Origin of the sequence: Thiobacillus denitrificans (assembly GCF_001530125.1) — a bacterium.
Classification (GTDB): Bacteria; Pseudomonadota; Gammaproteobacteria; order Burkholderiales; family Thiobacillaceae; genus Thiobacillus; species Thiobacillus denitrificans_C.
Genome location: NZ_LDUG01000018.1, coordinates 60404 through 84418 on the forward strand (window position 1 = coordinate 60404; position 24015 = coordinate 84418).

The 24015-nt window shown below is 63.6% G+C and carries 21 protein-coding genes; 10 read left to right on the forward strand and 11 right to left on the reverse strand.

What is annotated here, in order from left to right:
- The first annotated feature begins 123 nt into the window (after positions 1-123).
- Together phoB and phoR are read left to right on the forward strand one after the other, a co-directional pair.
- Positions 124-816 (forward strand): phosphate regulon transcriptional regulator PhoB, encoded by a 693-nt coding sequence (phoB, locus tag ABW22_RS05590; RefSeq protein ID WP_059752977.1) that lies wholly within the window; start codon positions 124-126, stop codon positions 814-816.
- A 34-nt stretch (positions 817-850) separates the two neighbouring features.
- Positions 851-2197: a phosphate regulon sensor histidine kinase PhoR gene (gene phoR / locus ABW22_RS05595; protein ID WP_059752979.1), complete on the forward strand. Its 1347-nt coding sequence runs from the start codon at positions 851-853 to the stop codon at positions 2195-2197.
- Between the two features lie 389 nt (positions 2198-2586).
- On the opposite strand, the gene ABW22_RS05600 is transcribed toward phoR, so the two are convergent.
- Positions 2587-3009 carry an HIT family protein gene (locus ABW22_RS05600; protein ID WP_059752981.1) on the reverse strand — a complete coding sequence of 141 codons (423 nt, stop codon included), beginning with the start codon at positions 3007-3009 and terminating at the stop codon, positions 2587-2589.
- Positions 3006-6830 (reverse strand): DUF3683 domain-containing protein, encoded by a 3825-nt coding sequence (locus ABW22_RS05605; protein WP_088178758.1) that lies wholly within the window; start codon positions 6828-6830, stop codon positions 3006-3008. Before ABW22_RS05605 ends, ABW22_RS05600 begins: the two co-directional genes overlap by 4 nt.
- 107 nt (positions 6831-6937) lie before the next feature.
- Here ABW22_RS05605 and ABW22_RS05610 point away from each other — a divergent pair, with 107 nt between their 5' ends.
- Both ABW22_RS05610 and ABW22_RS05615 read left to right on the forward strand, forming a co-directional pair.
- Positions 6938-8344: a sensor domain-containing diguanylate cyclase gene (locus ABW22_RS05610; RefSeq protein WP_162264471.1), complete on the forward strand. Its 1407-nt coding sequence runs from the start codon at positions 6938-6940 to the stop codon at positions 8342-8344.
- The gene (locus ABW22_RS05615) at positions 8341-9192 is read left to right on the forward strand and encodes a PhnD/SsuA/transferrin family substrate-binding protein (RefSeq protein WP_082708556.1); all 852 of its coding nucleotides are present in this window, start codon (positions 8341-8343) and stop codon (positions 9190-9192) included. Before ABW22_RS05610 ends, ABW22_RS05615 begins: the two co-directional genes overlap by 4 nt.
- Positions 9193-9202: 10 nt before the next feature.
- Here the strand turns inward: ABW22_RS05615 and ABW22_RS05620 are convergent, their stop codons facing one another.
- On the reverse strand, positions 9203-10123 hold the full coding sequence (locus ABW22_RS05620) for a DUF808 domain-containing protein (protein ID WP_059752995.1): 921 nt from the start codon (positions 10121-10123) through the stop codon (positions 9203-9205).
- 1 nt (position 10124) lies between these two features.
- A complete protein-coding gene (gene nadA / locus ABW22_RS05625) occupies positions 10125-11189 on the reverse strand; it encodes a quinolinate synthase NadA (protein WP_059752997.1) in 1065 nt (354 codons plus the stop codon).
- 122 nt (positions 11190-11311) lie between these two features.
- On the opposite strand from nadA, the gene hda reads away from it, so the two are divergent.
- Positions 11312-11959, forward strand: a complete 648-nt coding sequence (gene hda / locus ABW22_RS05630) for a DnaA regulatory inactivator Hda (RefSeq protein ID WP_059752999.1) — start codon at positions 11312-11314, stop codon at positions 11957-11959.
- On the opposite strand, the gene trxA is transcribed toward hda, so the two are convergent.
- From trxA to ABW22_RS05650, 4 genes are all read right to left on the reverse strand, one after another.
- On the reverse strand, positions 11950-12324 hold the full coding sequence (gene trxA / locus ABW22_RS05635) for a thioredoxin (protein WP_059753002.1): 375 nt from the start codon (positions 12322-12324) through the stop codon (positions 11950-11952). The genes hda and trxA overlap by 10 nt on opposite strands.
- Before the next feature lie 168 nt (positions 12325-12492).
- Positions 12493-12759 carry a hypothetical protein gene (locus ABW22_RS05640; protein ID WP_059753005.1) on the reverse strand — a complete coding sequence of 89 codons (267 nt, stop codon included), beginning with the start codon at positions 12757-12759 and terminating at the stop codon, positions 12493-12495.
- A 170-nt stretch (positions 12760-12929) separates the two neighbouring features.
- Positions 12930-16013 carry an efflux RND transporter permease subunit gene (locus ABW22_RS05645; RefSeq protein ID WP_059753008.1) on the reverse strand — a complete coding sequence of 1028 codons (3084 nt, stop codon included), beginning with the start codon at positions 16011-16013 and terminating at the stop codon, positions 12930-12932.
- Positions 16014-16200: 187 nt separating this feature from the next.
- Positions 16201-17244, reverse strand: a complete 1044-nt coding sequence (locus tag ABW22_RS05650) for an efflux RND transporter periplasmic adaptor subunit (RefSeq protein ID WP_059753010.1) — start codon at positions 17242-17244, stop codon at positions 16201-16203.
- Between the two features lie 165 nt (positions 17245-17409).
- On the opposite strand from ABW22_RS05650, the gene msrP reads away from it, so the two are divergent.
- The 3 genes from msrP to ABW22_RS17950 all read left to right on the forward strand — a co-directional run bounded on the left by msrP (position 17410) and on the right by ABW22_RS17950 (position 19841).
- Positions 17410-18348, forward strand: a complete 939-nt coding sequence (gene msrP / locus ABW22_RS05655; RefSeq protein ID WP_059753013.1) for a protein-methionine-sulfoxide reductase catalytic subunit MsrP — start codon at positions 17410-17412, stop codon at positions 18346-18348.
- Entirely contained in the window at positions 18348-19010 is a 663-nt protein-coding gene (locus ABW22_RS05660) for a sulfite oxidase heme-binding subunit YedZ (protein WP_059753016.1), read from the forward strand. Before msrP ends, ABW22_RS05660 begins: the two co-directional genes overlap by 1 nt.
- A 150-nt stretch (positions 19011-19160) precedes the next feature.
- On the forward strand, positions 19161-19841 hold the full coding sequence (locus ABW22_RS17950; protein ID WP_237763240.1) for a hypothetical protein: 681 nt from the start codon (positions 19161-19163) through the stop codon (positions 19839-19841).
- A gap of 298 nt (positions 19842-20139) precedes the next feature.
- Here the strand turns inward: ABW22_RS17950 and lysA are convergent, their stop codons facing one another.
- Together lysA and lptM are read right to left on the reverse strand one after the other, a co-directional pair.
- A complete protein-coding gene (gene lysA / locus ABW22_RS05670; protein WP_059753018.1) occupies positions 20140-21384 on the reverse strand; it encodes a diaminopimelate decarboxylase in 1245 nt (414 codons plus the stop codon).
- Positions 21381-21533 (reverse strand): LPS translocon maturation chaperone LptM, encoded by a 153-nt coding sequence (lptM, locus tag ABW22_RS18415; protein ID WP_414640727.1) that lies wholly within the window; start codon positions 21531-21533, stop codon positions 21381-21383. Before lptM ends, lysA begins: the two co-directional genes overlap by 4 nt.
- Between lptM and cyaY the strand changes: the two genes are divergently transcribed.
- Positions 21505-21855: an iron donor protein CyaY gene (gene cyaY / locus ABW22_RS05675; protein WP_059753021.1), complete on the forward strand. Its 351-nt coding sequence runs from the start codon at positions 21505-21507 to the stop codon at positions 21853-21855. The two genes, lptM and cyaY, sit on opposite strands and share 29 nt — an antisense overlap.
- Positions 21856-22026: 171 nt before the next feature.
- The gene (locus tag ABW22_RS05680; RefSeq protein ID WP_059753024.1) at positions 22027-22605 is read left to right on the forward strand and encodes a MarR family winged helix-turn-helix transcriptional regulator; all 579 of its coding nucleotides are present in this window, start codon (positions 22027-22029) and stop codon (positions 22603-22605) included.
- A 9-nt stretch (positions 22606-22614) separates the two neighbouring features.
- Here ABW22_RS05680 and argH read toward each other — a convergent pair whose 3' ends face one another.
- On the reverse strand, positions 22615-24003 hold the full coding sequence (gene argH / locus ABW22_RS05685) for an argininosuccinate lyase (protein ID WP_059753027.1): 1389 nt from the start codon (positions 24001-24003) through the stop codon (positions 22615-22617).
- Positions 24004-24015: the final 12 nt, after the last annotated feature.

Sequence of the window (24015 nt, forward strand, 5' to 3'; positions counted from 1 at the left end):
AATGGGAACCCGCGAATTCTACCAGTGCACGGCTGGCAAGGACTCGTGGGAAGTTTAGTGGTGTCATAAATCAGTCATACTGCTGTCATAGGATGGCCAACATTCAATAAAGCTGGAGTCACCATGGCTGCCAATATTTTGCTGGTCGAAGACGAACCCGGGATTCAGGAGCTGCTCAAGTTCAACCTGACTCAGGCGGGGCATCAGGTCACTGCCGCCGGCGACGCCGAGCACGCGCTGACATTCCTCAAGACCACGCTGCCCGACGTCATCCTGCTCGACTGGATGCTGCCCGGCATGTCGGGCATCGACCTGTGCCGCCGCCTGCGCAGCGATGAACGCTACCAGCCGATCCCCATCATCATGCTGACCGCGCGCGGCGAAGAGCGCGACAAGGTGATGGGGCTGGATAGCGGCGCCGACGATTACATCACCAAGCCGTTCTCGCCGCGCGAGCTGGTGTCGCGCATCAAGGCCGTGCTGCGCCGCCGCGCGCCGCAGATGACCGACGACCTGGTGGAAATCAACGGCCTGCGGCTCGATCCCGCTAGCCACCGGGTAGTGGGCAATGGCCAGCCGCTGGAATTGGGGCCGACCGAGTTCCGCCTGCTGCATTTCTTCATGACCCACCCCGAGCGCGTCTATTCGCGTACCCAGCTGCTCGACCAGGTGTGGGGCGACGATGTGTTTGTGGAAGAGCGCACGGTCGATGTCCACATTCGCCGCCTGCGCCTGGCGCTGGAGCCGTCCGGCCACGCCGAACTGATCCAGACCGTGCGCGGATCGGGCTACCGCTTTTCGGCCGAAGTGGGATAATCCGCCCACCTTGGTTTCATTGGGTTAGGTCAACATGGGTTTCTGGTGGCGTCCGCTCGGCGTGCTGGCCAGCGTCATGCTGGTGGCGCTGGTTTTATGGGCGGCCTCCGGTTGGGTGGCTGCGCTGGGTTTTCTGGCGGGCATCCAGGCCTATGTCATGCTGCGCCGCCTGTGGCAGGAATACCGCCTGTCGCGCTGGCTGGAAAACCCTGATGAAGTCACCCCGCCCGACGCCGCCGGCAGCTGGGGCGATATATTCTATCGTCTCGAAAGACTTCAGCGCCGCCAGAAAGCCAGCCGCAGCGAACTCTCCAACGCGCTCGAACAGTTCGAGCATGCCGCGATGGCGGTGCCCGACGGCATGGTCATCCTCAACGACAACGAGCAGATTGATTGGTGCAACCCCGCCTCGCGCAAATACATGGGGCTGGACTGCGAGCGCGACCGCGGCCAGTTCATCCGCTATCTGATGCGGCAGGCGGATTTTCTGGATTTTCTCGACGCCGCCGATTATTCGCGTCGGCTGGTATGCAAATCGCCAATCAACCGCGAGCTGACCCTGTCGCTGCAGTTGGTGCCGTTTGGTGTAGGCAAGAAACTGCTGGTCGCCCGCGACATTACCGACCTCGAGCGGGTCGATGCCATGCGGCGCGACTTTATCGCCAACGTCTCGCATGAGTTGCGCACGCCGCTGACCGTGGTCGGCGGCTTCGTTGAAACCCTCGCCGATGCGCCCGACCTGCCACCTGGCGAATCGCGCCGCTATTTCGACCTGATGCTCGATCACACCCGGCGCATGCAGCATCTGCTGGATGACCTGCTGACCCTGTCGCGCCTGGAAAGCACCGATGACACGCTAAAAGACGAGCCCGTCAATGTCGCCGAACTGGCACACGCACTGAAATCCGAAGCGGAGTCGCTAAGCCATGGGCGGCATCGCGTCAGCCTGCAGCTCGACAGCAGCGCCTGGCTGAAAGGCAGCCTGCAGGAAATCCGCAGCGCGCTGGGCAACCTGGTGTCGAACGCCGTGCGCTATACCCCGGATGGCGGCGAAATCACGCTGACCTGGCGCGAGCGTGATGGGGAGGGCATTTTTTCCGTCACCGATAGCGGCGAAGGCATCGCCGCCGAACACATTCCGCGCCTGACCGAACGCTTCTACCGCGTCGACCGTAGCCGCTCGCGCGAAACCGGCGGCACCGGACTCGGGCTTGCCATCGTCAAGCACGTCCTCACCCGCCACGGCGCGCGGCTGGACATCCAGTCCATTCCCGGCAAGGGCAGCACCTTCTCTGTGGTCTTCCCCGCGCAGCGCCTGATGACGGCCCCGCCTTCCGCTACCGTCATTCCGTTTCCGGGGCAGGGACAAGCCGCAGGGTGAGCGTGGTTCTTGATGCTTTAGCGGCTTTAGAACCACGGCCTACCCCTTGCGGGTGGAGCGTGGTTCTTGATGCTTTAGCGGCTTTAGAACCACGGCCTACCCTTGCGGGTGGATTCAACCTAAAAACCGCAGTTGACCGCAAAGGACTCCGATCCACTATGGGCTGAAGCCCATAGTGGAATCGTATGCGGCAGACACACGCCCAGACGCACCATCGGGCGCGTCCAACTGCGGTTTCCAGGTTGAAGCTTGCCTATCCGGTTTGTTGCCAAAACCAATCCCCTGTAGGGCGGATGAGCGCAGCGTTATCCGCCGAATGAGCGACCCACATTCGGCGGAATGCGCTTCGCTTTTCCGCCCTACGAAGGCCAATACCGCTTTGGGTACGCTCAATCACTTTGGCAACAAACCGGATAGGCAAGGATTGAAGCGGCGAGCAGCGCGTCCAGATCGGGCGGCACGGCATGCGGCGTATCGCGTTGTCTCGCGCCCCACACCGGGTTGGGGAAATGCGGGTCATCCGCAAAACGTGGAATCACATGCCAGTGCAGGTGCGGCACCACGTTGCCGAGCGAGGCAAGGTTGACCTTGTCGGGCGCCATCACCCCGCGCAGCGCGGCTTCGGTGGCGAACACCACGCGCATCAGGGCTTGCTGATCGGCGGCCGGCAGGTCGGTCATTTCCTTGACGTGGGCATTCAGAATGACACGCAGAAAGCCGGGGTAGTCCGGCTCGTCGGCGCGCACCACGCGGCAGAACTCGTCCTGCCACAGCAGCGTGCCACCGGGTGCGTCACACAGTGGACAGCTCAAAGCAGTACCCGCTCGATGCCGCCGTTGCCGACGCGGGCGAGGTAGTTCGTCATCCAGTTTTCCCCCAGCAGGTTTTTCGCCAGTTCGATCACGATGTAATCCGGCTCGGTGTTCGTGTCGTCGCTGTAGCGTGCCAGTCCCTGCAGGCACGACGGGCAGCTGGTGAGGAGCTTCACTGTCTGATTGCCTGTTCCGAGCGCTTTGATGCCGGCGCGGATTTCCTCTTCCTTGCGGAAGCGGATCTGGGTGGAAATGTCTGGGCGGGTGACGGCGAGCGTGCCGGATTCGCCGCAGCAGCGGTCGGACAAAGCAACCCCGCCACCGAGCAGCGCATTGGCGACTTTCATCGGCGCGTGGGTCTTCATCGGCGTGTGGCAGGGGTCGTGGTAGAGGTATTTCTCGCCACTGACGCCTTCCAGCTTCACGCCTTTTTCCATCAGGTATTCGTGGATGTCGAGCAGGCGGCAGCCGGGGAAGATCTTCTCGAATTCGTATTTCAGCAGCTGGTCCATGCAGGTGCCGCACGACACGATCACGGTCTTGATGTCGAGATAGTTGAGCGTGTTGGCGACGCGGTGGAACAGCACCCGGTTGGCCGCGGTGATCGCCTCGCCCTTGTCGGCCTGGCCGCCTGCGGTCTGCGGGTAGCCGCAGCACAGGTAGCCGGGCGGCAGCACGGTCTGAGTGCCGAGTTCGAACAACATCGCCTGGGTGGCAAGGCCGACTTGCGAGAACAGCCGCTCCGAGCCGCAGCCCGGGAAGTAGAACACCGCGTCGGCATCGTCGGACAGCTTGGCCGGGTTGCGGAGAATTGGAACAATCGAGGCATCTTCCAGCCCCAGCAGCGCGCGCGAGGTTTTCTTCGGCAGCCCGCCCGGCATCGGCTTGTTCACCAGATGGATGACCTGCGCGACGAGCTTGGGCTTGCCCAGGCTGGCTGGCGGATTTTTCGTCTGCGCCTGGATCAGCCCCATGCGCTTGAACAGGGTGTGCCCCGTGCGTTGCGCGGCGTAGCCCCATTCGATCAGCGGTTTCCGCAGCGCCTTGATGGTGGCGGGATCGGTTGCATTCAGAAATGCCATCGACGCCCAGGTGCCGGGGTTGAATTTCTTCTTGCCCTGCTTGCGCAGCAGGTTGCGCATGGCGATCGAGACGTCGCCGAAGTCGATGTCGACCGGGCAGGGGTTTTTGCACTTGTGGCAGATGGTGCAGTGGTCGGCGACGTCGCCGAATTCGTCGAAGTGCTTCAAGGATATCCCGCGCCGGGTCTGCTCTTCGTACAGAAACGCTTCGATCAGGAGCGAGGTGGCGAGGATCTTGTTGCGCGGCGAGTACAGCAGGTTGGCGCGCGGGATATGGGTGTTGCACACCGGCTTGCACTTGCCGCAGCGCAGGCAGTCCTTGATCGAGTCGGCGATGGCCCCGGTCTCGGAGGCTTCGAGGATGATCGACTCGGCTTCCAGCAGACCGAACGATGGCGTGTAGGCATTGCGCAGATCCGCGCCGGGCAAGAGCTTGCCCTTGTTGAAGCGGCCGGTGGGGTCGACCTTGTTCTTGTAGTGGGCGAAGCTCGCGATGGTGGCGTCGTCGAGGAATTCCAGCTTGGTCAGCCCGATGCCGTGTTCGCCCGAAATCACCCCGCCGAGTTCAGTCGCCAGCGCCATGATGCGCGCAACTGCGGCGTTGGCGGCCTGCAACATGGCGTAGTCGTCGGAGTTGACCGGGATGTTGGTGTGCACGTTGCCGTCGCCGGCGTGCATGTGCAGGGCGACGAACACGCGGCTTTTCAACACCTCTTTATGGATGCGGTCGCAGGCCTCGAGCACCCGGGTATATTCGCGGCCGATGAACAGCTGGTGCAGCTCGCGGCGGACTTCGCGCTTCCACGACACGCGGATGTGCTTGTCGCGCAGCGCGGTGAAAACGGTGAGGGGGGCCTCGCTTCCCTCCGCGGACGGCGGGCGTGTCGCGTCGAGGTCGCCCGCATAGCCCTGCCAGCGTGTTTTCACCGAGTCGATCAATGCCAGCGCGCGCTGACGCTTGTCCTCCACCTGCACCGGATCGGCCACGGTCTCGTCGTCTTCCAGCAGCGGCAGCGGCGCGGCGAAGAACTCAGCCAGCGCGTCGAGCAGTTTGAGCTTGTTGGTAATCGACAGTTCGATGTTGATGCGATCGATGCCGTCGGTGTAGTCGCCCAGGCGCGGCAGCGGAATCACCACGTCCTCGTTGATCTTGAAGGCGTTGGTGTGGGCCGCGATGGCGGCGGTGCGGGCGCGGTCGAGCCAGAATTTCCTGCGCGCGTCCGCCGACACCGCGATGAAGCCTTCGCCGCCGCGCGCGTTGGCGATGCGCACGATGTGCGAGGCGGCTTCGCCCGCCGCGATTTCATGGTCGGACGCCACGTCGATCAGCAGCACCATGTTCGGACGGGTGGCACGCGGCGCCTTGGTCGCATAGCCGACCGCCTTGACGTAGCGCGCGTCGAGGTGCTCCAGCCCGGCGAGCAGGACGTCGGCGTGGGCGTCGCAATACTGCTTGATTTCGACGATCGCCGGGGTGGCCTCGGAGGCGTGGCCGAAGAATTCCAGGCACACAGTGCGGGTGTGTGCGGGCAGCCGGTGCAGGATGAAACGCGCCGAGGTGATGAGGCCGTCGCAGCCCTCCTTCTGGATGCCGGGCAGACCGGAGAGAAACTTGTCGGTGACGTCCTTGCCGAGCCCGATCTTGCGGAAGCGGCTGCCGGGAATGAGGAGAATTTCCGGCGAGCCTTTCAGTGTCTTGCCGTCGGCGGCAAAGCGGCGGATTTCAAAGGTGGCCGAGGGCACGTCGTGGATCTTGCCGCGGTTGTGGTTGAGCCGGGTGACCTCGATCCAGTCGGCGTCGGGGGTGACCATGCGCCACGACACCAGGTTGTCCAGCGCGGTGCCCCACAGCACGGCCTTCTTGCCGCCTGCGTTCATCGACACGTTGCCGCCGATGGTCGAGGCGTCCGCCGAAGTCGGGTCGACCGCGAACACCAGGCCGGCGGCGTCGGCCGCATCCATCACCCGCTTGGTCACCACCCCCGCGCCGCAGTGGATCGTCGGCACCTCGAATTCGACGCCGGGCAGGTGGGTCATCTCCACTGCGCTCATCGCTTCGAGTTTTTCGGTGTTGATGACCGCAGCCTGGTCGGTGAGCGGCACCGCGCCGCCGGTGTAGCCGGTGCCGCCGCCGCGCGGGATGATGGTCAGCCCCAGTTCGATCAGCCCGGCCACCAGCCCGGCCATCTCGGCCTCGGTGTCCGGGGTCAGCACCACGAACGGATATTCGACGCGCCAGTCGGTCGCGTCGGTGACATGCGAGACGCGCGCCAGGCCGTCGAACCCGATGTTGTCGCGGCGCGTTACCCCGGCCAGGCGGCGCCGGACGCGCGCGCGCAGACTGGCGGTGTCGGCGAACCAGGCCTCGAATTCGCGCACCGCGCGTGCGGCGGCTTCCAGCAACTGGCCGACCAGTTCGTTGCCCTCGCCAGAAGCGACAACGGCCCCGCTGTCCTGGCGCCGCACCTCGATCTCGTGCAGGCGATGCCGCAGCGCCTCGACCAGCATCTGGCGCCGCTTGGGGTTGTCGAGCAGGTCGTCTTCCAGGTAGGGGTTGCGCCGCACCACCCAGATGTCGCCCAGCACCTCGAACAGCATGCGCGCCGAGCGCCCCGTCCTGCGCTCGGCGCGCAGCGTGTTGAGTACGCCCCAGGCATCCACACCGAGCAGGCGGATGACGATTTCGCGGTCTGAAAACGAGGTGTAGTTGTAGGGGATTTCGCGCAGGCGTGTTGACATGCTGGGTGTGTTCGGACGTCGCCCGGGCGATGCCGAATCCATTTGCTTCAAAGCCGGTATTTTACGGGATATGGCTTTGTTTCGGGCGGGCAGGCCGGGTTGTGGCAATGCGCCCGACCCTGATTGGTACATTGGTTTTCGATACTTCAGTTTTTGCCGGGCAAGCCGATAAACGTACAACGGTAAAAGATTGCCGCGCGACTACTAATAATATTCAGGAGATCGACTTGCAGGTTGGTTTGAGTACCAAGCTCCTCGGCTACGTCTTGGCAGGCGTGCTGATCACGTCGGCCACCATTGGCGTGGTCCGGGTCCAGAACGAGCGCGGCCCACTCAACGAACTGATCGACAAGTCGGGTCAGAGCGTAGCCAATGCCACCGCCTCCGGCGCGGCCTCCCTGGTTGCCGGATACGACTATGGCAATCTGGAAATTCTCGCCGCCAATGTCGCGCGGCAGGCCAACGTGACCCGCGTCATCATCCGTAACCAGAATGATCGCGTGATGACCCAGGCCAGCGGGGAGACGGCCGGGGCATACAAGCGTTTCGAATCCCCTGTCGTGTTCGACGGCCAGACCATCGGCAGCACGATTGTCGATGTTTCCACCGAAGCGCTGGAAACGGCGCTCAACGACCTCTACTGGCGCGTCTTCATCGAACAGCTCATCTTCGGCGCGATTCTCGGCCTGATCGTCTATTTGTTCACCGCGAGCGGCATCGTCTCGCCGATCCGCAAGCTGACGATGGCGATGGAGGAAGCGATGGAAAAGGGCGACTCGTTCGTCGCCCGTGATCTGGAGGTGAAAAGCCGTGACGAGATCGGGCGGCTGGTGTCGGTATTCAATACCCTGAACAAATCGCTCGCCAATTATCACCGCCAGTTGCATAGCAAGATCGACCTGGCCAACCAGGAGCTGCGGGACAAGAACCTCCAGCTGGGCGGGCGCACCCTGGAGCTTGAGAATGCGCTCGACTTGCTCAGCACCATGGCCACGACCGACTGGCTGACCGAGCTGCCCAACCGGCGCAAATTTGATGAAACCCTGTCACGGATGTTCCATCAGTCCGAGCGTTTCGCGGAAGAGATCACCCTGGTGCTGTTCGACATCGACCACTTCAAGCTGATCAACGACAGCCATGGCCATGGCGCGGGGGATGAGGTGTTGCGCGATATCGGCACCCTTTTGCGCCTGCATGTCCGCAAGTCCGATGTGCCTGCGCGCCTCGGCGGCGACGAATTCGGCATCGTGCTGTATCACACCAATACCGAGCAGGCCGAACGGTTCGTCGAGATCCTGATGGAGGGTGTGCGGGCGCATGCGTTTGACTACGATGGGTTCCGGCTGAATATCGGCCTCAGTATCGGCATTGCACAGTACGACGCGTCCATGAGCACCCCTCAGGAACTCTACTATGCGGCCGATAAAGCCCTCTATCAGGCCAAGCATGGTGGGCGTGGCCGTTACTGTGTGTATTCCGAAGCAAGTCTTTCCCAGGAGAAAGCATCATCATGAAACCGAAACGGGTATTTCAGGGCCTGCTGGCCGCGCTGCTGATGGGGGTGTCGTCTGCGTCCGCCTGGGCTGCAACCCCCCCGAGTGCTCAAGCTGCCGGGGTGACCATGGGGTCGGTAGCCATGGACATTCCGGTCGAGATGATCAAGCGCATGAGTGCGCTGACCAATCACCTGGCACTGAATACCAATCTCAATGTCCGCTTCCGGCCATCGCCGAACCTGGGCTCGGCCGTGGACGATCTGGGCACCGGCCAGACACAGATTGCCTACCTCACGCCGGTGGCCTATATCGAGGCGCGCAAGAAATACGGGGTGATCCCGCTGGTCGCGCCCACCGCAGGCGGACGACCACACTTCGCCCTGGTGATCGGCGTGAAGGCCGGATCGGGCATCAGCTCGCCGGAAGGGCTCAAGGGCAAGCGCTTTGCCTTTGGCGATGAAAAGGCCTTGCTGCAACGGGCGGCGGTCGAGTCGATGGGGCTGAAATCCGGCGACTTTTCGGCCTTTGCCTACCTCAAGCATTACGACAACATCGCCAAGGCGGTGCTGGCGGGTGATTTTGACGGCGGCATCCTCAAGGATTCCATCGCCGACGAGTTCAAGAGCAAGGGGCTTGTCGTGGTGGGCAGTACCGCGCCGTTGCCTTCGTACATTTTTGCCGTGCACCCCGGCATGCCGGTGGCGGTGCGAAAGCAGTTGCGTGACGCGCTGCTGGCGCTGAACAAGAGCACCCCCGAGCAGGCCGCCACGCTGGAAGCGTTCGACAAGTCCTATGATGGCTTCGTCGTGGTCGATGACCCCGCCTACGACACGGTGCGTAAGCTGATCCAGCCTTTCCAGAAATAAGGCGACCGGATTACCGGAACAGACGCCGGGCGGCCGTCACACCGCCCAGAACCAGCCCGCCCGCGACGATGCCTGCCAGCGCATCGATCAACAGGGGGACAAGCACAGCCAGTGCACCGCCGATCGCCGGCAGGGATTCTGCAGCCTGAGTGACGGCGTTGACCAGATCATGCGTGCCCGGCACGCCGTGGACCAGGATGCCGCCGCCAACGAGAAACATCGCCGCAGTGCCGATGATTGCAAGGCTTTTCATCAGAACCGGCGCAGCCGCGAGGATGCGGCGCCCCAGCGCGCGAGCCCAGCGGGCGGGGCGCTGGCTGAGGTAGAGCCCGGCGTCGTCGAGCTTGACGATCCCGGCGACCAGGCCGTAGACGCCGACGGTCATGACGAATGCGATGCCTGCGAGCACGGTGACCTGTTTGCCGAAGGACGCTGCGGCGACGGTGCCGAGGGTGATGACGATGATTTCGGCGGAGAGGATGAAATCGGTGCGGATCGCGCCCTTGATTTTGTCTTTTTCCAGCGCCACCAGATCGATCTCCGGATCGGCCACCGCCTGTGCAAGTTCGGTACGATGGGCCGCGGCTTCCTCACGGTGCAGGAATTTGTGCGCCAGCTTCTCGAAACCTTCAAAACAGAGAAACGCGCCGCCCAGCATCAACAGCGGGGTCACCGCCCATGGCGCGAAGGCGCTGATGGCGAGCGCCGCCGGCACCAGAATCGCCTTGTTGACGAGCGAGCCCTTGGCAACCGCCCACACCACCGGCAGTTCGCGCTCGGCCTTCACGCCCGCGACCTGCTGGGCGTTCAGCGCAAGGTCATCGCCCAGCACACCGGCGGTTTTTTTCGCCGCGACCTTGGTCATCACCGACACATCGTCGAGGATGGTGGCGATGTCGTCGATCAGCGCGAGCAGGCTGGCTCCAGCCACCTTAATCTCCCAACTGGATATGCCCCGCCTTCTCGGCGGCGGCGAAATCCAGCATTTTCTGGATCGACAGCCGGGCGCGGGCGCGGATGCTTTCCTCGATATGGATTTCGTTTCCGCCGTTCTCCAGTACGGCGACGAGCTTTCTCAGGCCGTTCATCGCCATCCACGGACAGTGTGCGCACGAGGTGCAGGTGGCGCCCTCGCCTGCGGTCGGCGCTTCCAGCAGGATCTTTCCGGGCGCGGCCGCGTGCATCTTGTGGAAGATGCCGTTGTCGGTGGCGACGATGAATTCGGGATTGGGCAGGGTGCGCACCGCCTCGATCAGCTGGGTGGTCGAGCCGACCACGTCGGCCAGCGCGATCACAGCTTCGGGCGACTCGGGATGCACCAGCACCGCGGCATCCGGGTGCTCGGTGCGCAGTTTCTTCAGCGCCTCGGCCTTGAACGCCTCGTGCACTACGCACGAGCCCTGCCACAGCAGCATGTCGGCACCGGTGATGCGCTGCACGTAATCACCCAGATGGCGGTCCGGCGCCCACAGCAGCTTGTGGCCCTGCTGGTGCAGGTATTTGACGATCTTGGCGGCGATGCCGGAGGTGACCACCCAGTCGGCGCGTGCTTTCACCGCTGCGCTGGTGTTGGCGTAAACCACCGAAACACGATCCGGATGGGCGTCGCAGAAGGCGGTGAACTCGTCCGCCGGGCAGGCGAGATCGAGCGAGCACTCTGCGCCGAGGTCGGGCATGATGACGCGCTTTTCCGGGTTGAGGATCTTGGCGGTCTCGCCCATGAACTTGACCCCGGCGACAATCAGCGTTTTCGCCGGGTGGGCATGGCCGAAGCGCGCCATCTCCAGTGAATCCGACACGCAGCCGCCGGTTTCCTCGGCCAGATCCTGCAGGTCGGCCGAGGTGTAGTAATGCGCGACCAGGACGGCATCCTGCTGTTTCATCAGCGTCTTGATGCGCGCTTTCAACGTTTCGCGCTCGGCGTCATCGAGCACTTCCTCCACCATCGGCGGCTGCTGGATCACGGGTCTGACCGGAACGGGAAAGGCAGGGCTCATCGGGCGGCTCGGACATCAAAGCGGAAACGCCAAGTATAGCTGCGTGCGGTAGGCGTTTTCACCTGGCGGCGCCCGGGTTTTTCTGGAGTGGATCGGGACTTTTGCCTTATCCTTGCGCCCCTATGCAACAGCTGCTTCTCGATATCCGCCCCCCCGCCCGGCCCGAACTCGCCCGCTTTGTGGCGGGGCGCAATGTCGAGCTGATGGCGCAGCTTACGGCCATGCTCGACGGCAGCGCGGCCGAGCGTATGGTCTATGTGTGGGGCGCGCCGGGCAGTGGCAAGCGCTATCTGCTGGCTGCCTGGGCGCACGCCTGCCAGGCGCGCGGCATGACGGTCGACTTCAGCGGGCAGCAGGCCGCGCAGGCGGTGATTGCGGATCAGGTGGAGGCATGGAGCGGGGCGCAGCAGCACGCCGGCTTTGCCGCATTCAACCGGGTGCGCGAGGCGGGTGGGTTGTGGCTGGCGGCGGGGAATGTGGCACCGGCCGAATTGCCGGTGATGCCGGAATTGCAGACCCGGCTGGGCTGGGGCCTGGTGTTTCAGCTGCAGGCCCTGGACGACGCCGAAAAGCGCGCCGCATTGAGCCAGCACGCCGAAACCCTGGGGTTCCGGCTGGACTCCCAGGTGGCGGACTATCTGTTGAACCACACCGCGCGCGACATGCAGAGCCTGCTGCGGGTGCTGGAGGCGCTGGACCGTTTCAGTCTCGAAACGCGGCGCCCGATCACCTTGCCGCTGCTACGGCAACTACTGTTGAATCAGGCCTGATCCGGCGCCTGCTGTTCGGCGATATCCTTGTGAACCTGCGCCATATCCAGTCCCATCACCTGATCGATCAGCGCATCGAGCGCGCTGACGGGCAGCGAACCGGCTTCGGAATAGAGGATGACCTGTTCGCGGAACACCATCAAGGTGGGGATGGAGCGGATCTGGAAGTAGCCGGCCAGCTCCTGTTCGACTTCGGTGTTGACCTTGGCGAAGACGATGTTGGCGCGCTTCTCGGCCGCGGCTTCGAAAATCGGCGCAAAACCGCGGCAGGGGCCGCACCACGGGGCCCAGAAGTCGACGACGACGACGTCGTTGCCGTTGATGGTGGATTCGAAGTTGTCCTGGGTGAGTTCGATGACGGCCATGCGGGTTCCTGCGAAAAATAAAAAATAAAAAGGCGCGAGGACGAATCCTCGCGCCTGAGTGCCACCGTATCACGGATGGCGGGCCTCCGACAAACGGAGGCTTGGTATGGGTAGTTCAGCCTGGCTGGGCGCTACCCAGGTCCAGTCGAAGCCGGCTGGCCTTGAAACTTATTTGGCAAAAGCCTGGTTGAACAGGCCGCGCCTGTGCTCGGCCGGCGGGGCGTCGCGCACCACGTTCTGGCTGTGCTTGAGGTTGCTGCGCACTTCGGCGCGGTTGACCGCCATGATGAGCTCGGTCGCCAGTACCCGCGCCTGGTGCGGGGTGAGGTTGAGCGAACACCCTGGTGACTGGAGCGTGACCTCCACGCGGTCGCGGCCCTGGGCATCTTCTTTCAGGCTGATATCCAGGGTGTTGCCGGGTTCAAGTTCGATCATGTCGGTCTCTCCTTGCGTTGTCTTTGCAAGGTAATCAGCAGAGTTCATGCCAGTCTCCCGTGTCGCCGGATGGCGTGGAAAACCGCATTAAATCAGGCGGGTTTGACGGCTTGATGAATTGACGCCGACGCGGCCCTGACGAAGCTTCGTCAGGGCCGTGGGCGAGTTCATCATTCCGGGTTGGGTTCGAGCGACGCTGTCGAGATGATGGTGGTACGGCGTTCGCGCGTCAGCAGCGTGTAGGCGACCGGAATGACGAACAGCGTCAGCAGGGTGCCGAGCAGCAGACCGCCGACGATGACCCAGCCGATCGGGGAACGTGATTCCGCCCCGGCGCCGGTGGCGATGGCGAGCGGCACCGCGCCCAGCACCATCGCGGCGGTGGTCATCAGGATCGGCCGCAGACGCAGGCTGGCCGCCTCGATTACCGCCTCGACCTTGGGCTTGCCGCGGTCGCGCAGCTGGTTGGCGAATTCGACGATCAGGATACCGTGCTTGGTGATCAGGCCGACCAGCATGATTAGCCCAATCTGGCTGTAGACGTTGAGGGTGGCGCCGGTGAGCTTCAGCGCCAGGAGCGCGCCGGTGGCGGCGAGCGGCACGGTCAGCAGGATGATGAAGGGGGCGACGAAGCTTTCGAACTGCGCTGCCAGCACCAGATAAATCACGATCAGCGCCAGTGCAAAGGTGATGGCGAGCGTCTTCCCGGATTCGCCGAATTCACGCGACTGGCCGTCGAGCGCGGTGTGGGTGCCGGGCGGCAGCGCGTCGGCCGCCGCTTGGTCCATGAAGGCGAGCGCTTCGCCCAGGGTGTAGCCGGGGGCGATGTTGGCCGAAATGATCGCCGCGCGCTGGCGATTGAAGTGGTTGAGCTCCTTCGGCGCGACGGTTTCGGTGACGACGACCAGGTTGGACAGCGGCGTCAGGCTGCCCTCCCTGCCGCGCACATACAGTGCGGTCAGATCCTGCGGCGTGGCGCGCGCGTCGGGGTCGAGCTGGACCACCACGTTGTACTGTTCGCCCGCCTGCTTGAAGCGGGTGACTTCGCGGCCGCCGAGCAGGGTTTCCAGGGTGCGCCCGATGGTGTCGACGCCGACGCCCATTTGCGCGGCCTTGTCGCGATTGATGTCGACCTTGAGCTGCGGCTTGTTGAGCTTGAGGTCGGTGTCGGCGTTGGCCAGCCCGGGGTAGGCCCGCACCTTGACCATCAGCGCCTCCACTGCGGTGTCGAGTTCGGCGTAACTCGGCGCCTGCACCACGAACTGCAGCGGTGGGTTGCGGAAACTCTGCCCGAGCGAGGGCGGGTTGATCGGGAAGGCGAGCACACCCGGCATGCCCATGAACATCTGCGGGCCGAGGCTGGCGGTGATGTCCATCTGGCTGCGGCTGCGTTCCTCCCACGGCTTCAGCATGACGAACGACAGCGAGGTGTTGACCGGGTTGGGGCGCTCCAGGCCAGGTGCCACCACGACGAAGGCGGTATTCACCTCCGGCACGTTCTGATAGATGCCCTCGAGCTGGCGCGCGTACTGGTCGGTGTACTGCAGGGTCGAGCCTTCGGGCGCCAGCATGAAGCCGATGAAGAAGCCGCGGTCTTCGGTCGGCGCCAGTTCCGATTTCAGCGATTTCAGCAGGCCGAAGGCGGCGACCGCGACCAGCACGAAGACGCCGGCAACGATCAGCGGGTGCCGCACGACGCGGGTGAGGCCGCGGACATAGCCACCGTTGAGGCCGTTCAGCATGCGCTCGCCGAAGTTGAAAAACGCGCCGTGGCGGGTTTCGTGGCGCAGCATCCTGCTCGCCATCATCGGCGTCAGCGTCAGCGCGACAAAGCCCGACACCAGCGCGGCAGCGGCCACGGTCAGGGCAAATTCGGTGAACAGCTTGCCGGTGTTGCCCTCGGCGAAGGCCAGCGGCGCGAACACCGCGACCAGCGTCAGCGTCATCGCCACCACCGCGAAGCCGATTTCCTTAGCGCCCTTGATTGCCGCCTCGAACGGCGGCTCGCCGTTCTCGATGTGGCGGTAGATGTTTTCCAGCATGACGATGGCGTCGTCCACCACCAGACCGATCGCCAGCACCAGCCCCAGCAGGGTCAGCACGTTGATGGTGAAGCCCATCGAATAAAGGAAGATGAAGGCGCCGATCAGCGACACCGGAATGGTGACGAAGGGGATCAGCGTGGCGCGCCAGTTGCGCAGGAACAGGAAGATGACGGCCACCACCAGCACCATGGCTTCGAGCATGGTGGTGTAGGCGGCGTCGATCGACTTTTCGATGAAGATCGAGCTGTCGAAGCCGACCTTGAGCTGCATGCCTTCCGGCAGTGCCGCTTCCAGGCGCGGCAGTTCGGCCTTCACCGCGCGGGCGACTTCCAGCGTGTTGGCGGTCGACTGCTTGACGATGCCGAGACCCACGGCGGCGCGACCGTTGACCCGCACGATGTTGCGTTCGTCCTCGGCCCCGATTTCGGCGCGGCCGATGTCGGCCAGACGCACCAGCACCCCGCTGCTGTCGCGGATGATGACGCGCTCGAATTCGGCCGGGGTTTTGAGGTCGGTTTGGGCCAGCACGGAAAACTCGCGCGTCTGGCTTTCGATGCGGCCGGAGGGCAGCTCGGTGTTCTGGCTTCTGAGCGCGGTCTCGACGTCCTGCACCGTCACCCCCAGCGCCGCCATACGGGCCGGGTCGAGCCAGATGCGCATGGCGTAGCGGCGCTCGCCGCCGATGATGACCGAGGCCACGCCCGGCAGGGTCTTCAATTGATCGGCCACCACGCGGTCGGCGTAGTCGGTGATTTCCAGCGCCGACTGGCGGTCGCTGGAAAACGCCAGCCAGATGATGGCCTGGGCATCGGCCTCGATCTTGGCCACCACCGGGTCTTCCGCCTCGCTGGGCAACAGGCCGCGCACTCGCGCCACGCGGTCGCGGGCGTCGTTGGCGGCGGCTTCGGGGTCACGCGACTGCACGAATTCCACCGTGATCTGGCTGACTTCCTCGCGGCTCACCGACTTGATGGTGCGGATGCCCTCGATGCCGGACAGCGAATCCTCCAGCGGCTTGGTGATCTGGCTTTCCATCACCTCGGCGGAGGCGCCGGGGTAGACCGTGCGCACCGACACCACCGGGGCGTCGATGTTGGGGTATTCGCGTACCGGCAGGCGGTCGAAGGCAATCAGGCCGACCAGGATGATGAGCAGGCTCATTACGGTGGCCAGCACCGGGCGGCGGATGGAAATGTCGGAGAGGATCATCCTAAAAACCCCAGTTGAACCACGGAGGCACAGAGAAAAATCAATCGGGTGTATCGCTTTCCTGCGTCTCCCACCGGTTGATTACAAGAAAGTCGATGTCCCATTGTTTGCAGAAGCATCTCTGTGCCTCTGTGTCTCTGTGGTGAGGTATTCAGGATCATGGGTCAGTCTTTGCGGTGGACTCGGATCAGCGCTTGCCGGCCGGCATGTTCTTCATCATCTGTGCCGCCTGTTCGAGCGTGACCACCGGCACGCCTGGGCGCAGCTTGATCTGGCCGTCGAGGACGACGGTGTCGCCCGCCTGCACGCCGGAGACGATCTCGACCCGGCCGGGTTCGCGCTTGCCCAGCACGACCTTGCGTAGTTCGGCCTTGCCGTCGACGGCCAGAAACACATAGCTGCCGTCCGGGCGCGGCACGATGACCTGCTCGGGCAGCAGGATGGCGTGGGTCCTGCCGCCGAGGTCCGCAGTGGCGCGGACGAACATGCCGGGCTTGAGCGTGCCGGCGGGGTTGGCAATGCGCGCGCGCACCCGCACGTTGCGGCTGACCGGGTCGACCACCGGATCGATGGCGTGCACGGTGCCGCTGAAACGTTGCCCCGGTAGCGCGTCGACGGTCAGGTTGATCGACTGGCCGATGCGCACCAGCGGCAACGCGGTTTCGGGCACCGGCACTTCCAGTTTCAGGGTGCCGAGCGCGTCCAGCCGCACCAGGTCGTCGCCCTTGCCGACATAGGCGCCGGGGCTGACCTGTCGCAAGCCAACGACGCCGGCAAACGGCGCGCGGATCACCGTCTTGTCGAGCGCCACCTGTTCCAGCCGCAGACGGGCGCGCAGGATGTCGAGGTTGGCGCGCGCCTCGTCGAGCGCTTGCCGCGAAATGAAGTTCTGCGCGACCAGTTCCTCGCTGCGCGTGTAGCGGCTTTGCGCAAGCTTGAGGTCGGCCTGGGCAGCCGCCAGGCGGGCGCGCGGCTCGGCGGAATCGAGCACCACCAACACCGCGCCCTTTTTGACGGGCTGGCCTTCCTTGAACAGCAGCTTGTCGATGCGGCCGTCTATTTCCGGGCGCAGCACCACGCTGTCCTCGGCAATCAGCGCGCCCACGGCGTTGACCGTATTCGACACCGGGGTGGCGGCGACTGTCATCATGTTGACCGGAATGAAGGGCGGGCCGCCCGCCTGGGCAAAGGCGAGTGACGGTACGAACAGCAGGATGAGCAGGGCGCGCATGACGGATTCCGCAAAAAGAACAAAGACGTACGATAGGTGCGCACCCTAGCAGTTCCGGCGTGAAACAAAAACCGCGCGCCGGGGTCAACTTGTAGTGCGGGTATGTAAGGATTGCGTGCGTGCCCAGACTGTTTTGATATGCCCCTTTTTAATTAGGACTCAGCCATGCTGCTACGTCAAACCGCCGACATCCTCCCATCCGAAATCACCCCGCCCGAGATATACCGCGAACGCCGCCGCTTCATGCAGGGCTTGGGGGTGCTGGCGGCGGGCGCAGCCCTGGGTGCGGCGCCCGATGCTGGGGCCGGCGTCAAACTGGCTGGCGTTCGCGCCGGCGCCTACACGCTGGACGAGGACAAAACACCGTACAAGGACGTCACCACCTACAACAACTTCTATGAATTCGGCACCGGCAAGGGCGATCCAGCCAAAAACGCGGGCAGCCTGAAAACCCGTCCGTGGACGGTGGCGATCGAGGGCGAGGTGGGCAACCCCGGGATGTACGACATCGACACGCTGCTGAAACTCGCGCCGCTGGAAGAACGTGTTTACCGGATGCGCTGCGTGGAAGGCTGGTCGATGGTGATTCCGTGGGTGGGTTTTCCCCTCAGCGAACTCATCCGCCGTGCCGCGCCTACCGGCAATGCCAAATACGTCGAGTTCGTGACCTTGAACGACCCCAAACAGATGCCGGGGCAGCGTTCGCGCGTGCTCGACTGGCCGTATGTCGAAGGTCTGCGGCTGGACGAGGCGATGCATCCGCTGACACTGCTGGCGGTCGGGCTCTACGGCGAAGTGCTGCCGAACCAGAACGGCGCGCCGATCCGGCTGGTGGTGCCGTGGAAGTACGGCTTCAAGAGCGCCAAGTCGATCGTCAAAATCCGCTTCGTTGAAAAGCCGCCACTCACTGCCTGGATGCATGCGGCGCCGCGGGAATACGGCTTCTATTCCAACGTCAATCCAGAGGTCGACCATCCGCGCTGGAGCCAGGCGAAGGAGCGCCGCATCGGCGAGTTTCGCAAGCGCGACACGCTGATGTTCAATGGTTACGGCGCCCAGGTCGCCCAGTTGTATCGCGGGATGGACCTGAAAAAGTTCTTCTGATGGGCGCAGCCCTGCGCAACCCGAAATTCTGGATTTTTGGCATCTGTCTGTTGCCGCTGGCACGGCTGGTTTTTCTGGGCGGAAGCGACGGTCTGGGGGCGAACCCGATCGAGTTCATCACGCGTTCCACCGGCATCTGGACGCTGGTCGGGCTGCTGCTGACCCTGTCCGTCACTCCGCTGCGACGACTGAGCGGGCGCGCCGACCTGATCCGTTACCGGCGCATGCTGGGGTTGTTCACCTTCTTTTATGCAGGCCTGCATTTCGTCACGTATATCTGGCTGGATCAGTTCTTCGATCCGGCGGCCATCGCCCGGGACATCGTCAAACGGCCCTTTATCACAGTCGGCTTCACCGCGTTTGTGCTGCTCATCCCGCTCGCTATGACCTCGACCCATGCCATGATGCGCCGCCTCGGGCGACGCTGGCAGTTGCTGCATCGCCTGGTTTACTTGATTGCCCTGCTGGGGGTGATCCATTACCTGTGGCTGGTGAAGAAAGACCTCACTGAACCGCTGATCTACGGGACGGTACTCATCGTGCTGCTGGCCATGCGCCTGCCGTGGTGCGTGACCTTGCTGCAGACTGCCCGCAATCGCTTCGCGCCGGCCAGATTCCCAATTGGAAAAGCGCTGGCGCGCGGCGCCGGACGGCGCAATTGAAACGGGGGGCAAGCCACCCATTGCGGCAATAAAAAAACGGGGGCCAGGCCCCCGTTTCAGATTGGGCAGTGCCCGACCTGTTAGAGCCCGAAAGGCTTGATGACCGAAACGGCCGGTGCGGGGGAAGGCGCAGCTGCAGGTGCAGCCGGCTTGACCGGAACGGGCTTGGGTGCGGCCTTTTTGGCTGCGGGCTTGGCTGCTGGTTTTTTGGCGGCGACTGCCGGCTTGGCCGGAACAGCTTTCTTGGCGACCGGTTTGGCAACGGCCTTTTTAGCGACGGGCTTGGCGGCCGGTTTTTTGGCGGCGACTGCCTTTTTAGCCGGAGCAGCTTTCCTGGCGACGGGTTTAGCGGCGGCCTTTTTAGCGACGGGCTTGGCGGCCGGTTTTTTGGTGGCGACTGCCTTTTTAGCCGGAGCAGCTTTCCTGGCGACGGGTTTAGCGGCGGCCTTTTTAGCGACGGGCTTGGCTGCCGGTTTTTTGGTGGCGACTGCCTTTTTAGCCGGAGCAGCTTTCCTGGCGATCGGTTTAGCGGCGGCCTTTTTAGCGACGGGCTTGGCTGCCGGTTTTTTGGTGGCGACTGCCTTTTTAGCCGGAGCAGCTTTCCTGGCGACGGGTTTAGCGGCGGCCTTTTTAGCGACGGGCTTGGCTGCCGGTTTTTTGGCGGCGACTGCCTTTTTGGCCGGAGCGGCCTTCCTGGCGACGGGTTTAGCGGCGGCCTTTTTAGCTGCTGGCTTGGCTGCTACCTTCTTGACGGTGGATTTAGCAGCGGGTTTGGCTGCTGCCTTTTTGGCCACCGGTTTGGCGGCGGGTTTTTTTACTGTTGCCATTTAAACACTCCTTAGAAGTTGAACACATTCACTTATCACTACAGCTTGAAGCCACGTGCAGTCAGAATTTGCACTTCCAAAGCGTGGTACCGACAGGCAACCAACTTACCCGAAACCCGCTAAACACGGGTGATACCGAGGCTCCGCTTGGTGAGCCTCATTCTAGTTACTTTTGCTGGGGGTACAACGAATAGTCAAGTACCGGCGAAGATATTTCGATAAAAAATGTCGCAGTCAAGCAAAATGTATCGATCCGATACTAATAATTGGAAATATCTACGCCTGGTATATGTCGATTAAAGTCAATCAGCAAGCCGTTCTCCAGCCATCAGACTGTCTTTCGTTTCGCGTTCGCGGATGAGATAAATTTCATTCCTGTTAATCAGAACTTCGGCCGCCCGCGGGCGTGAATTGTAGTTCGACGCCATGCTCATGCCGTAGGCACCCGCAGAAAGCAGTGCCAGCAGGTCGCCTTCCTCGATTGCGAGGTAACGCGCAAAGCCAAGAAAATCGCCGGTTTCGCAGATCGGACCGACGATGTCGTAGCGCTTCGCGGGGGTTGGACGTTCGTCTATGGCGACGATTTCGTGATACGCCTCATACAGCGCGGGACGCATCAGGTCGTTCATCGCTGCGTCGACGATGGCGAAATTCTTGTCTTCACCCGGCTTCAGGTACTCGACGCGGGTGAGCAGCAGGCCTGCGTTGCCGACCAGTGAGCGGCCCGGTTCCAGCAGCAGTTTCTCGCGGCGGCCGGCAAAGCGTGCCGCCAGCGTGCGGCCATAGGCGGCGAGGTCGGGCGGCGTTTCGTCGTGGTAGCGGATGCCGACACCGCCGCCGAGGTCGATGTGATGCAGCGCGATGCCCTCGGCCGCCAGCGCGTCGACCAGCGCCAGCACGCGGTCGGCCGCATCGGCCAGCGGCGACAGGTCGGTCAGCTGCGAGCCGATGTGGCAGTCGATGCCGGTGACTTGCAGATGCGGCAGGCTGGCGGCCAGGCGATAGAGCGCAGGGGCGTCGGCAATCGGCACGCCGAACTTGTTTTCCTTGAGCCCGGTGGAGATATACGGATGCGTCTTCGGGTCGACGTCGGGGTTGACGCGAAACGAAACCGGCGCGACCTTGCCCAGCTCGCTCGCGACACGGTTCAACCGATGCAACTCGCTGACCGACTCGACGTTGAAGCAGAGGATGCCGGCCTCGAGCGCAGCGTGCATCTCGTCCGCGGTCTTGCCGACGCCGGAAAAAACGACCTTGCCGGGGTCACCGCCGGCGGCAAGCACGCGGGCGAGTTCGCCGCCGGAGACGATGTCGAAGCCGGCGCCGAGCCGGGCGAATACGTTCAGAATCGCCAGGCTGGAATTGGCCTTGACCGCGTAGCAGATCAGGTGCGGGGTGGCGGCAAACGCGTCGCTGTAAGCCTGGTAGGCGGATTCGAGCGCTTGCCGGGAATAGACATATAGTGGCGTGCCGTATCGTTCGGCAAGCGTGTCCAGCGCCACGCCTTCCAGATGGAGGCGGCCATCAATGCGATGCAGGGTGTTCAATTGGACGTCCGTTGCGGTGCGGGAGGATTTTCGGGAAGATACAGGTCACCCTTGGAGCCGCAGGCAGTCAGACCGAGCCCGCACAGCAACAGGGACACTATATATAAGGTGCGCAGTTTCATGCGCGAAATGTTAGCACGGGACATCATGACGACAAGCGAATCAGGCGAGGCCGAATTCAATCAGGCCGCCACGGCAACACTGGCCCACATCGAACAGGCGCTGGAAGACGCCGATCTGGATTTCGAGACGCCTGCGGACGGCATCATCGAGGTCGAGCTCGACGACGGCAGCAAGATCATCATCAACCGCCACGGCGTCGCGCGCGAAATCTGGGTTGCTGCGCGCTCGGGCGGCTTTCACTTCAAGCCGCAGGGCAGCGGCTGGATTGACACCAAGAGCGGCGAGCCGCTCTACGACAAGCTCGCCGCGCTGATCGCCGCGCATGGCGGCGTCATGGTCCGCTTCTGATTCACCCCGGATATTTCATAAATTGACACGCGCCCTCGCTGGTCCTTTATTTCGTATGGAAACTTTGCTCAGTCGGGCGTATGAATCACTACGCCACTCCTTCACAAACTTCCCCTACAAAATAAAATCCTGCGCGATCATCGCGCGAATTCATGAAACATACGGGGTAATTTGAAAAGCCAGGCGCTTACCCTGTTTGACCTGGTCGAGCGGCTGTCGCTGCTGACCCGGGCCGACCTGCGGCAGGCGGGCGCGGCGCAGGGGCTGCAGCCGGTGCATCTGCAGGTGCTGTTCTATCTGAACCAGGCCAACCGCTTCAGCAATACCCCGCAGGCGCTGACCGAATACCTCGGCCTGACCAAGGGCACGGTGTCGCAGACGGTGCTGGTGCTGGCGCGCCGCCGATTGATCTCGCGCTACGCCGACCCCCGCGATGGCCGGGTGGTGCGGCTGATCCTGGCCGAGGGGGGCACCACCCTGCTGAAGACGCTGAGCGCCGGGAGCGCCTGGCGCGATATCGTGCAGACGGCAAGCCAGGCGCGGGTGACATCGGCGATTGTGGTGCTGCGGCAGGTGCTGGCCCAGGTGCAGGCACAAAGCGGCAAGCACACCTTCGGCGTGTGCGCGACCTGCCGCCACAACCAGCGGATCGGACCGCGCAGTTATTTCTGCGGGCTGCTGCAGGAAAAGCTCAGCAGCCCCGAGGTGCGGCGGATCTGCCGCGAGCACGCCCCGCTCGTAGCGACTTAAATGCGCCGGTTAAATGCGCCGGCGCGCGCGCGCGATGGCCGCGCGCACCTGCACCGGCGCGGTGCCGCCGAAGTGGTTGCGGGCGGCGAGCGAGCCTTCCAGCGTCAGCACGGCGTAGACGTCGTCCGCGATCATCGTGCTGAATGCCTGCAATTCATCGAGCGACAGTTCGGCGAGGTCGCGTCCGCTGCTGTCGGCCGCACGCACCGCGCGCGCCACGACTTCATGCGCATCGCGGAAGGGCACGCCTTTTTTCACCAGATAATCGGCCAGATCGGTGGCGGTGGCGAAGCCCTGCATCACCGCGGCGCGCATCGCATCGGGTTTGACGGTGACGCCGGTGAGCATGTCGGCGTAGATCGTCAGGGTGTCGGTCAGCGTGTCGACAGTGTCGAACAGCGGCTCCTTGTCTTCCTGGTTGTCCTTGTTGTAGGCCAGCGGCTGGCCCTTCATCAGCGTGAGCAGCGCCACCAGATGGCCGTTGACCCGGCCGGTCTTGCCGCGCACCAGTTCGGGCACGTCGGGGTTTTTCTTCTGCGGCATGATGGAAGAGCCGGTGCAGAAGCGGTCGGCCAGGTCGATGAAGCCGAAGCGCGGGCTCATCCACAGGATCAGCTCCTCCGACAGGCGCGACAGGTGTGTCATCACCAGCGCGGCGGCGGCGGTAAATTCGATGGCGAAGTCGCGGTCGGAGACGGCGTCGAGCGAGTTCTCGCACACTGCATCGAAGCCGAGTTGATCAGCGACAAACTGGCGGTCGATCGGGTAGCTGGTGCCGGCCAGCGCGGCGGCGCCCAGCGGCAGGCGGTTGACGCGGCGGCGGCAGTCGGCCATGCGCTCGGCGTCGCGCGCCAGCATTTCGAAATAGGCCAGCAAGTGGTGGCCAAAGGTCACCGGCTGCGCCACCTGCAGGTGGGTGAAGCCCGGCATCACGGTGTCGGCATGTGCCTCGGCCAGGTCGACCAGCGAGGTCTGGCAGGCGCGGAGGCCGTCCACAATGCGGTCGATCGCGTCGCGCAGGAACAGGCGGATATCGGTCGCCACCTGGTCGTTGCGGCTGCGGCCGGTGTGCAGGCGCTTGCCGGCATCGCCGATTTTCGCGGTCAGCGCGGCCTCGATGTTGAGGTGGACGTCTTCCTTGTCCAGCGACCAGCTGAATCCGCCGGCGCGAATCTCGGTCAGCAGTTCGGCCATGCCGCGCTGAATCGAGTCGAGATCCTCCTTGGAGAGGACGCCGACGTGGTGCAACATGGCGGCGTGCGCCAGCGAACCCTGTATATCGAACTCGGCCAGCCGATAATCGAAGGGAATCGACGCGGTGTAGCGTTTGACAATTTCGGAAACCGGCTCGGAAAAGCGGCCGGACCACGCTGCGGGCGGCGTCGGTGACGTGCTCATGGGGCAGGAATG

What these genes read in the sequence shown, in the direction of transcription:
- phoB (WP_059752977.1), top strand. Translation starts at nt 124, where the DNA reads ATGGCTGCCAATATTTTGCTGGTCGAAGACGAACCCGGGATTCAGGAG.
- phoR (WP_059752979.1), top strand. Translation starts at nt 851, where the DNA reads ATGGGTTTCTGGTGGCGTCCGCTCGGCGTGCTGGCCAGCGTCATGCTG.
- ABW22_RS05605 (WP_088178758.1), bottom strand. Translation starts at nt 6,830, where the DNA reads ATGTCAACACGCCTGCGCGAAATCCCCTACAACTACACCTCGTTTTCA.
- ABW22_RS05610 (WP_162264471.1), top strand. Translation starts at nt 6,938, where the DNA reads ATGCGCCCGACCCTGATTGGTACATTGGTTTTCGATACTTCAGTTTTT.
- ABW22_RS05615 (WP_082708556.1), top strand. Translation starts at nt 8,341, where the DNA reads ATGAAACCGAAACGGGTATTTCAGGGCCTGCTGGCCGCGCTGCTGATG.
- nadA (WP_059752997.1), bottom strand. Translation starts at nt 11,189, where the DNA reads ATGAGCCCTGCCTTTCCCGTTCCGGTCAGACCCGTGATCCAGCAGCCG.
- hda (WP_059752999.1), top strand. Translation starts at nt 11,312, where the DNA reads ATGCAACAGCTGCTTCTCGATATCCGCCCCCCCGCCCGGCCCGAACTC.
- trxA (WP_059753002.1), bottom strand. Translation starts at nt 12,324, where the DNA reads ATGGCCGTCATCGAACTCACCCAGGACAACTTCGAATCCACCATCAAC.
- ABW22_RS05640 (WP_059753005.1), bottom strand. Translation starts at nt 12,759, where the DNA reads ATGATCGAACTTGAACCCGGCAACACCCTGGATATCAGCCTGAAAGAA.
- ABW22_RS05645 (WP_059753008.1), bottom strand. Translation starts at nt 16,013, where the DNA reads ATGATCCTCTCCGACATTTCCATCCGCCGCCCGGTGCTGGCCACCGTA.
- ABW22_RS05650 (WP_059753010.1), bottom strand. Translation starts at nt 17,244, where the DNA reads ATGCGCGCCCTGCTCATCCTGCTGTTCGTACCGTCACTCGCCTTTGCC.
- msrP (WP_059753013.1), top strand. Translation starts at nt 17,410, where the DNA reads ATGCTGCTACGTCAAACCGCCGACATCCTCCCATCCGAAATCACCCCG.
- ABW22_RS05660 (WP_059753016.1), top strand. Translation starts at nt 18,348, where the DNA reads ATGGGCGCAGCCCTGCGCAACCCGAAATTCTGGATTTTTGGCATCTGT.
- cyaY (WP_059753021.1), top strand. Translation starts at nt 21,505, where the DNA reads ATGCGCGAAATGTTAGCACGGGACATCATGACGACAAGCGAATCAGGC.
- lptM (WP_414640727.1), bottom strand. Translation starts at nt 21,533, where the DNA reads ATGATGTCCCGTGCTAACATTTCGCGCATGAAACTGCGCACCTTATAT.
- argH (WP_059753027.1), bottom strand. Translation starts at nt 24,003, where the DNA reads ATGAGCACGTCACCGACGCCGCCCGCAGCGTGGTCCGGCCGCTTTTCC.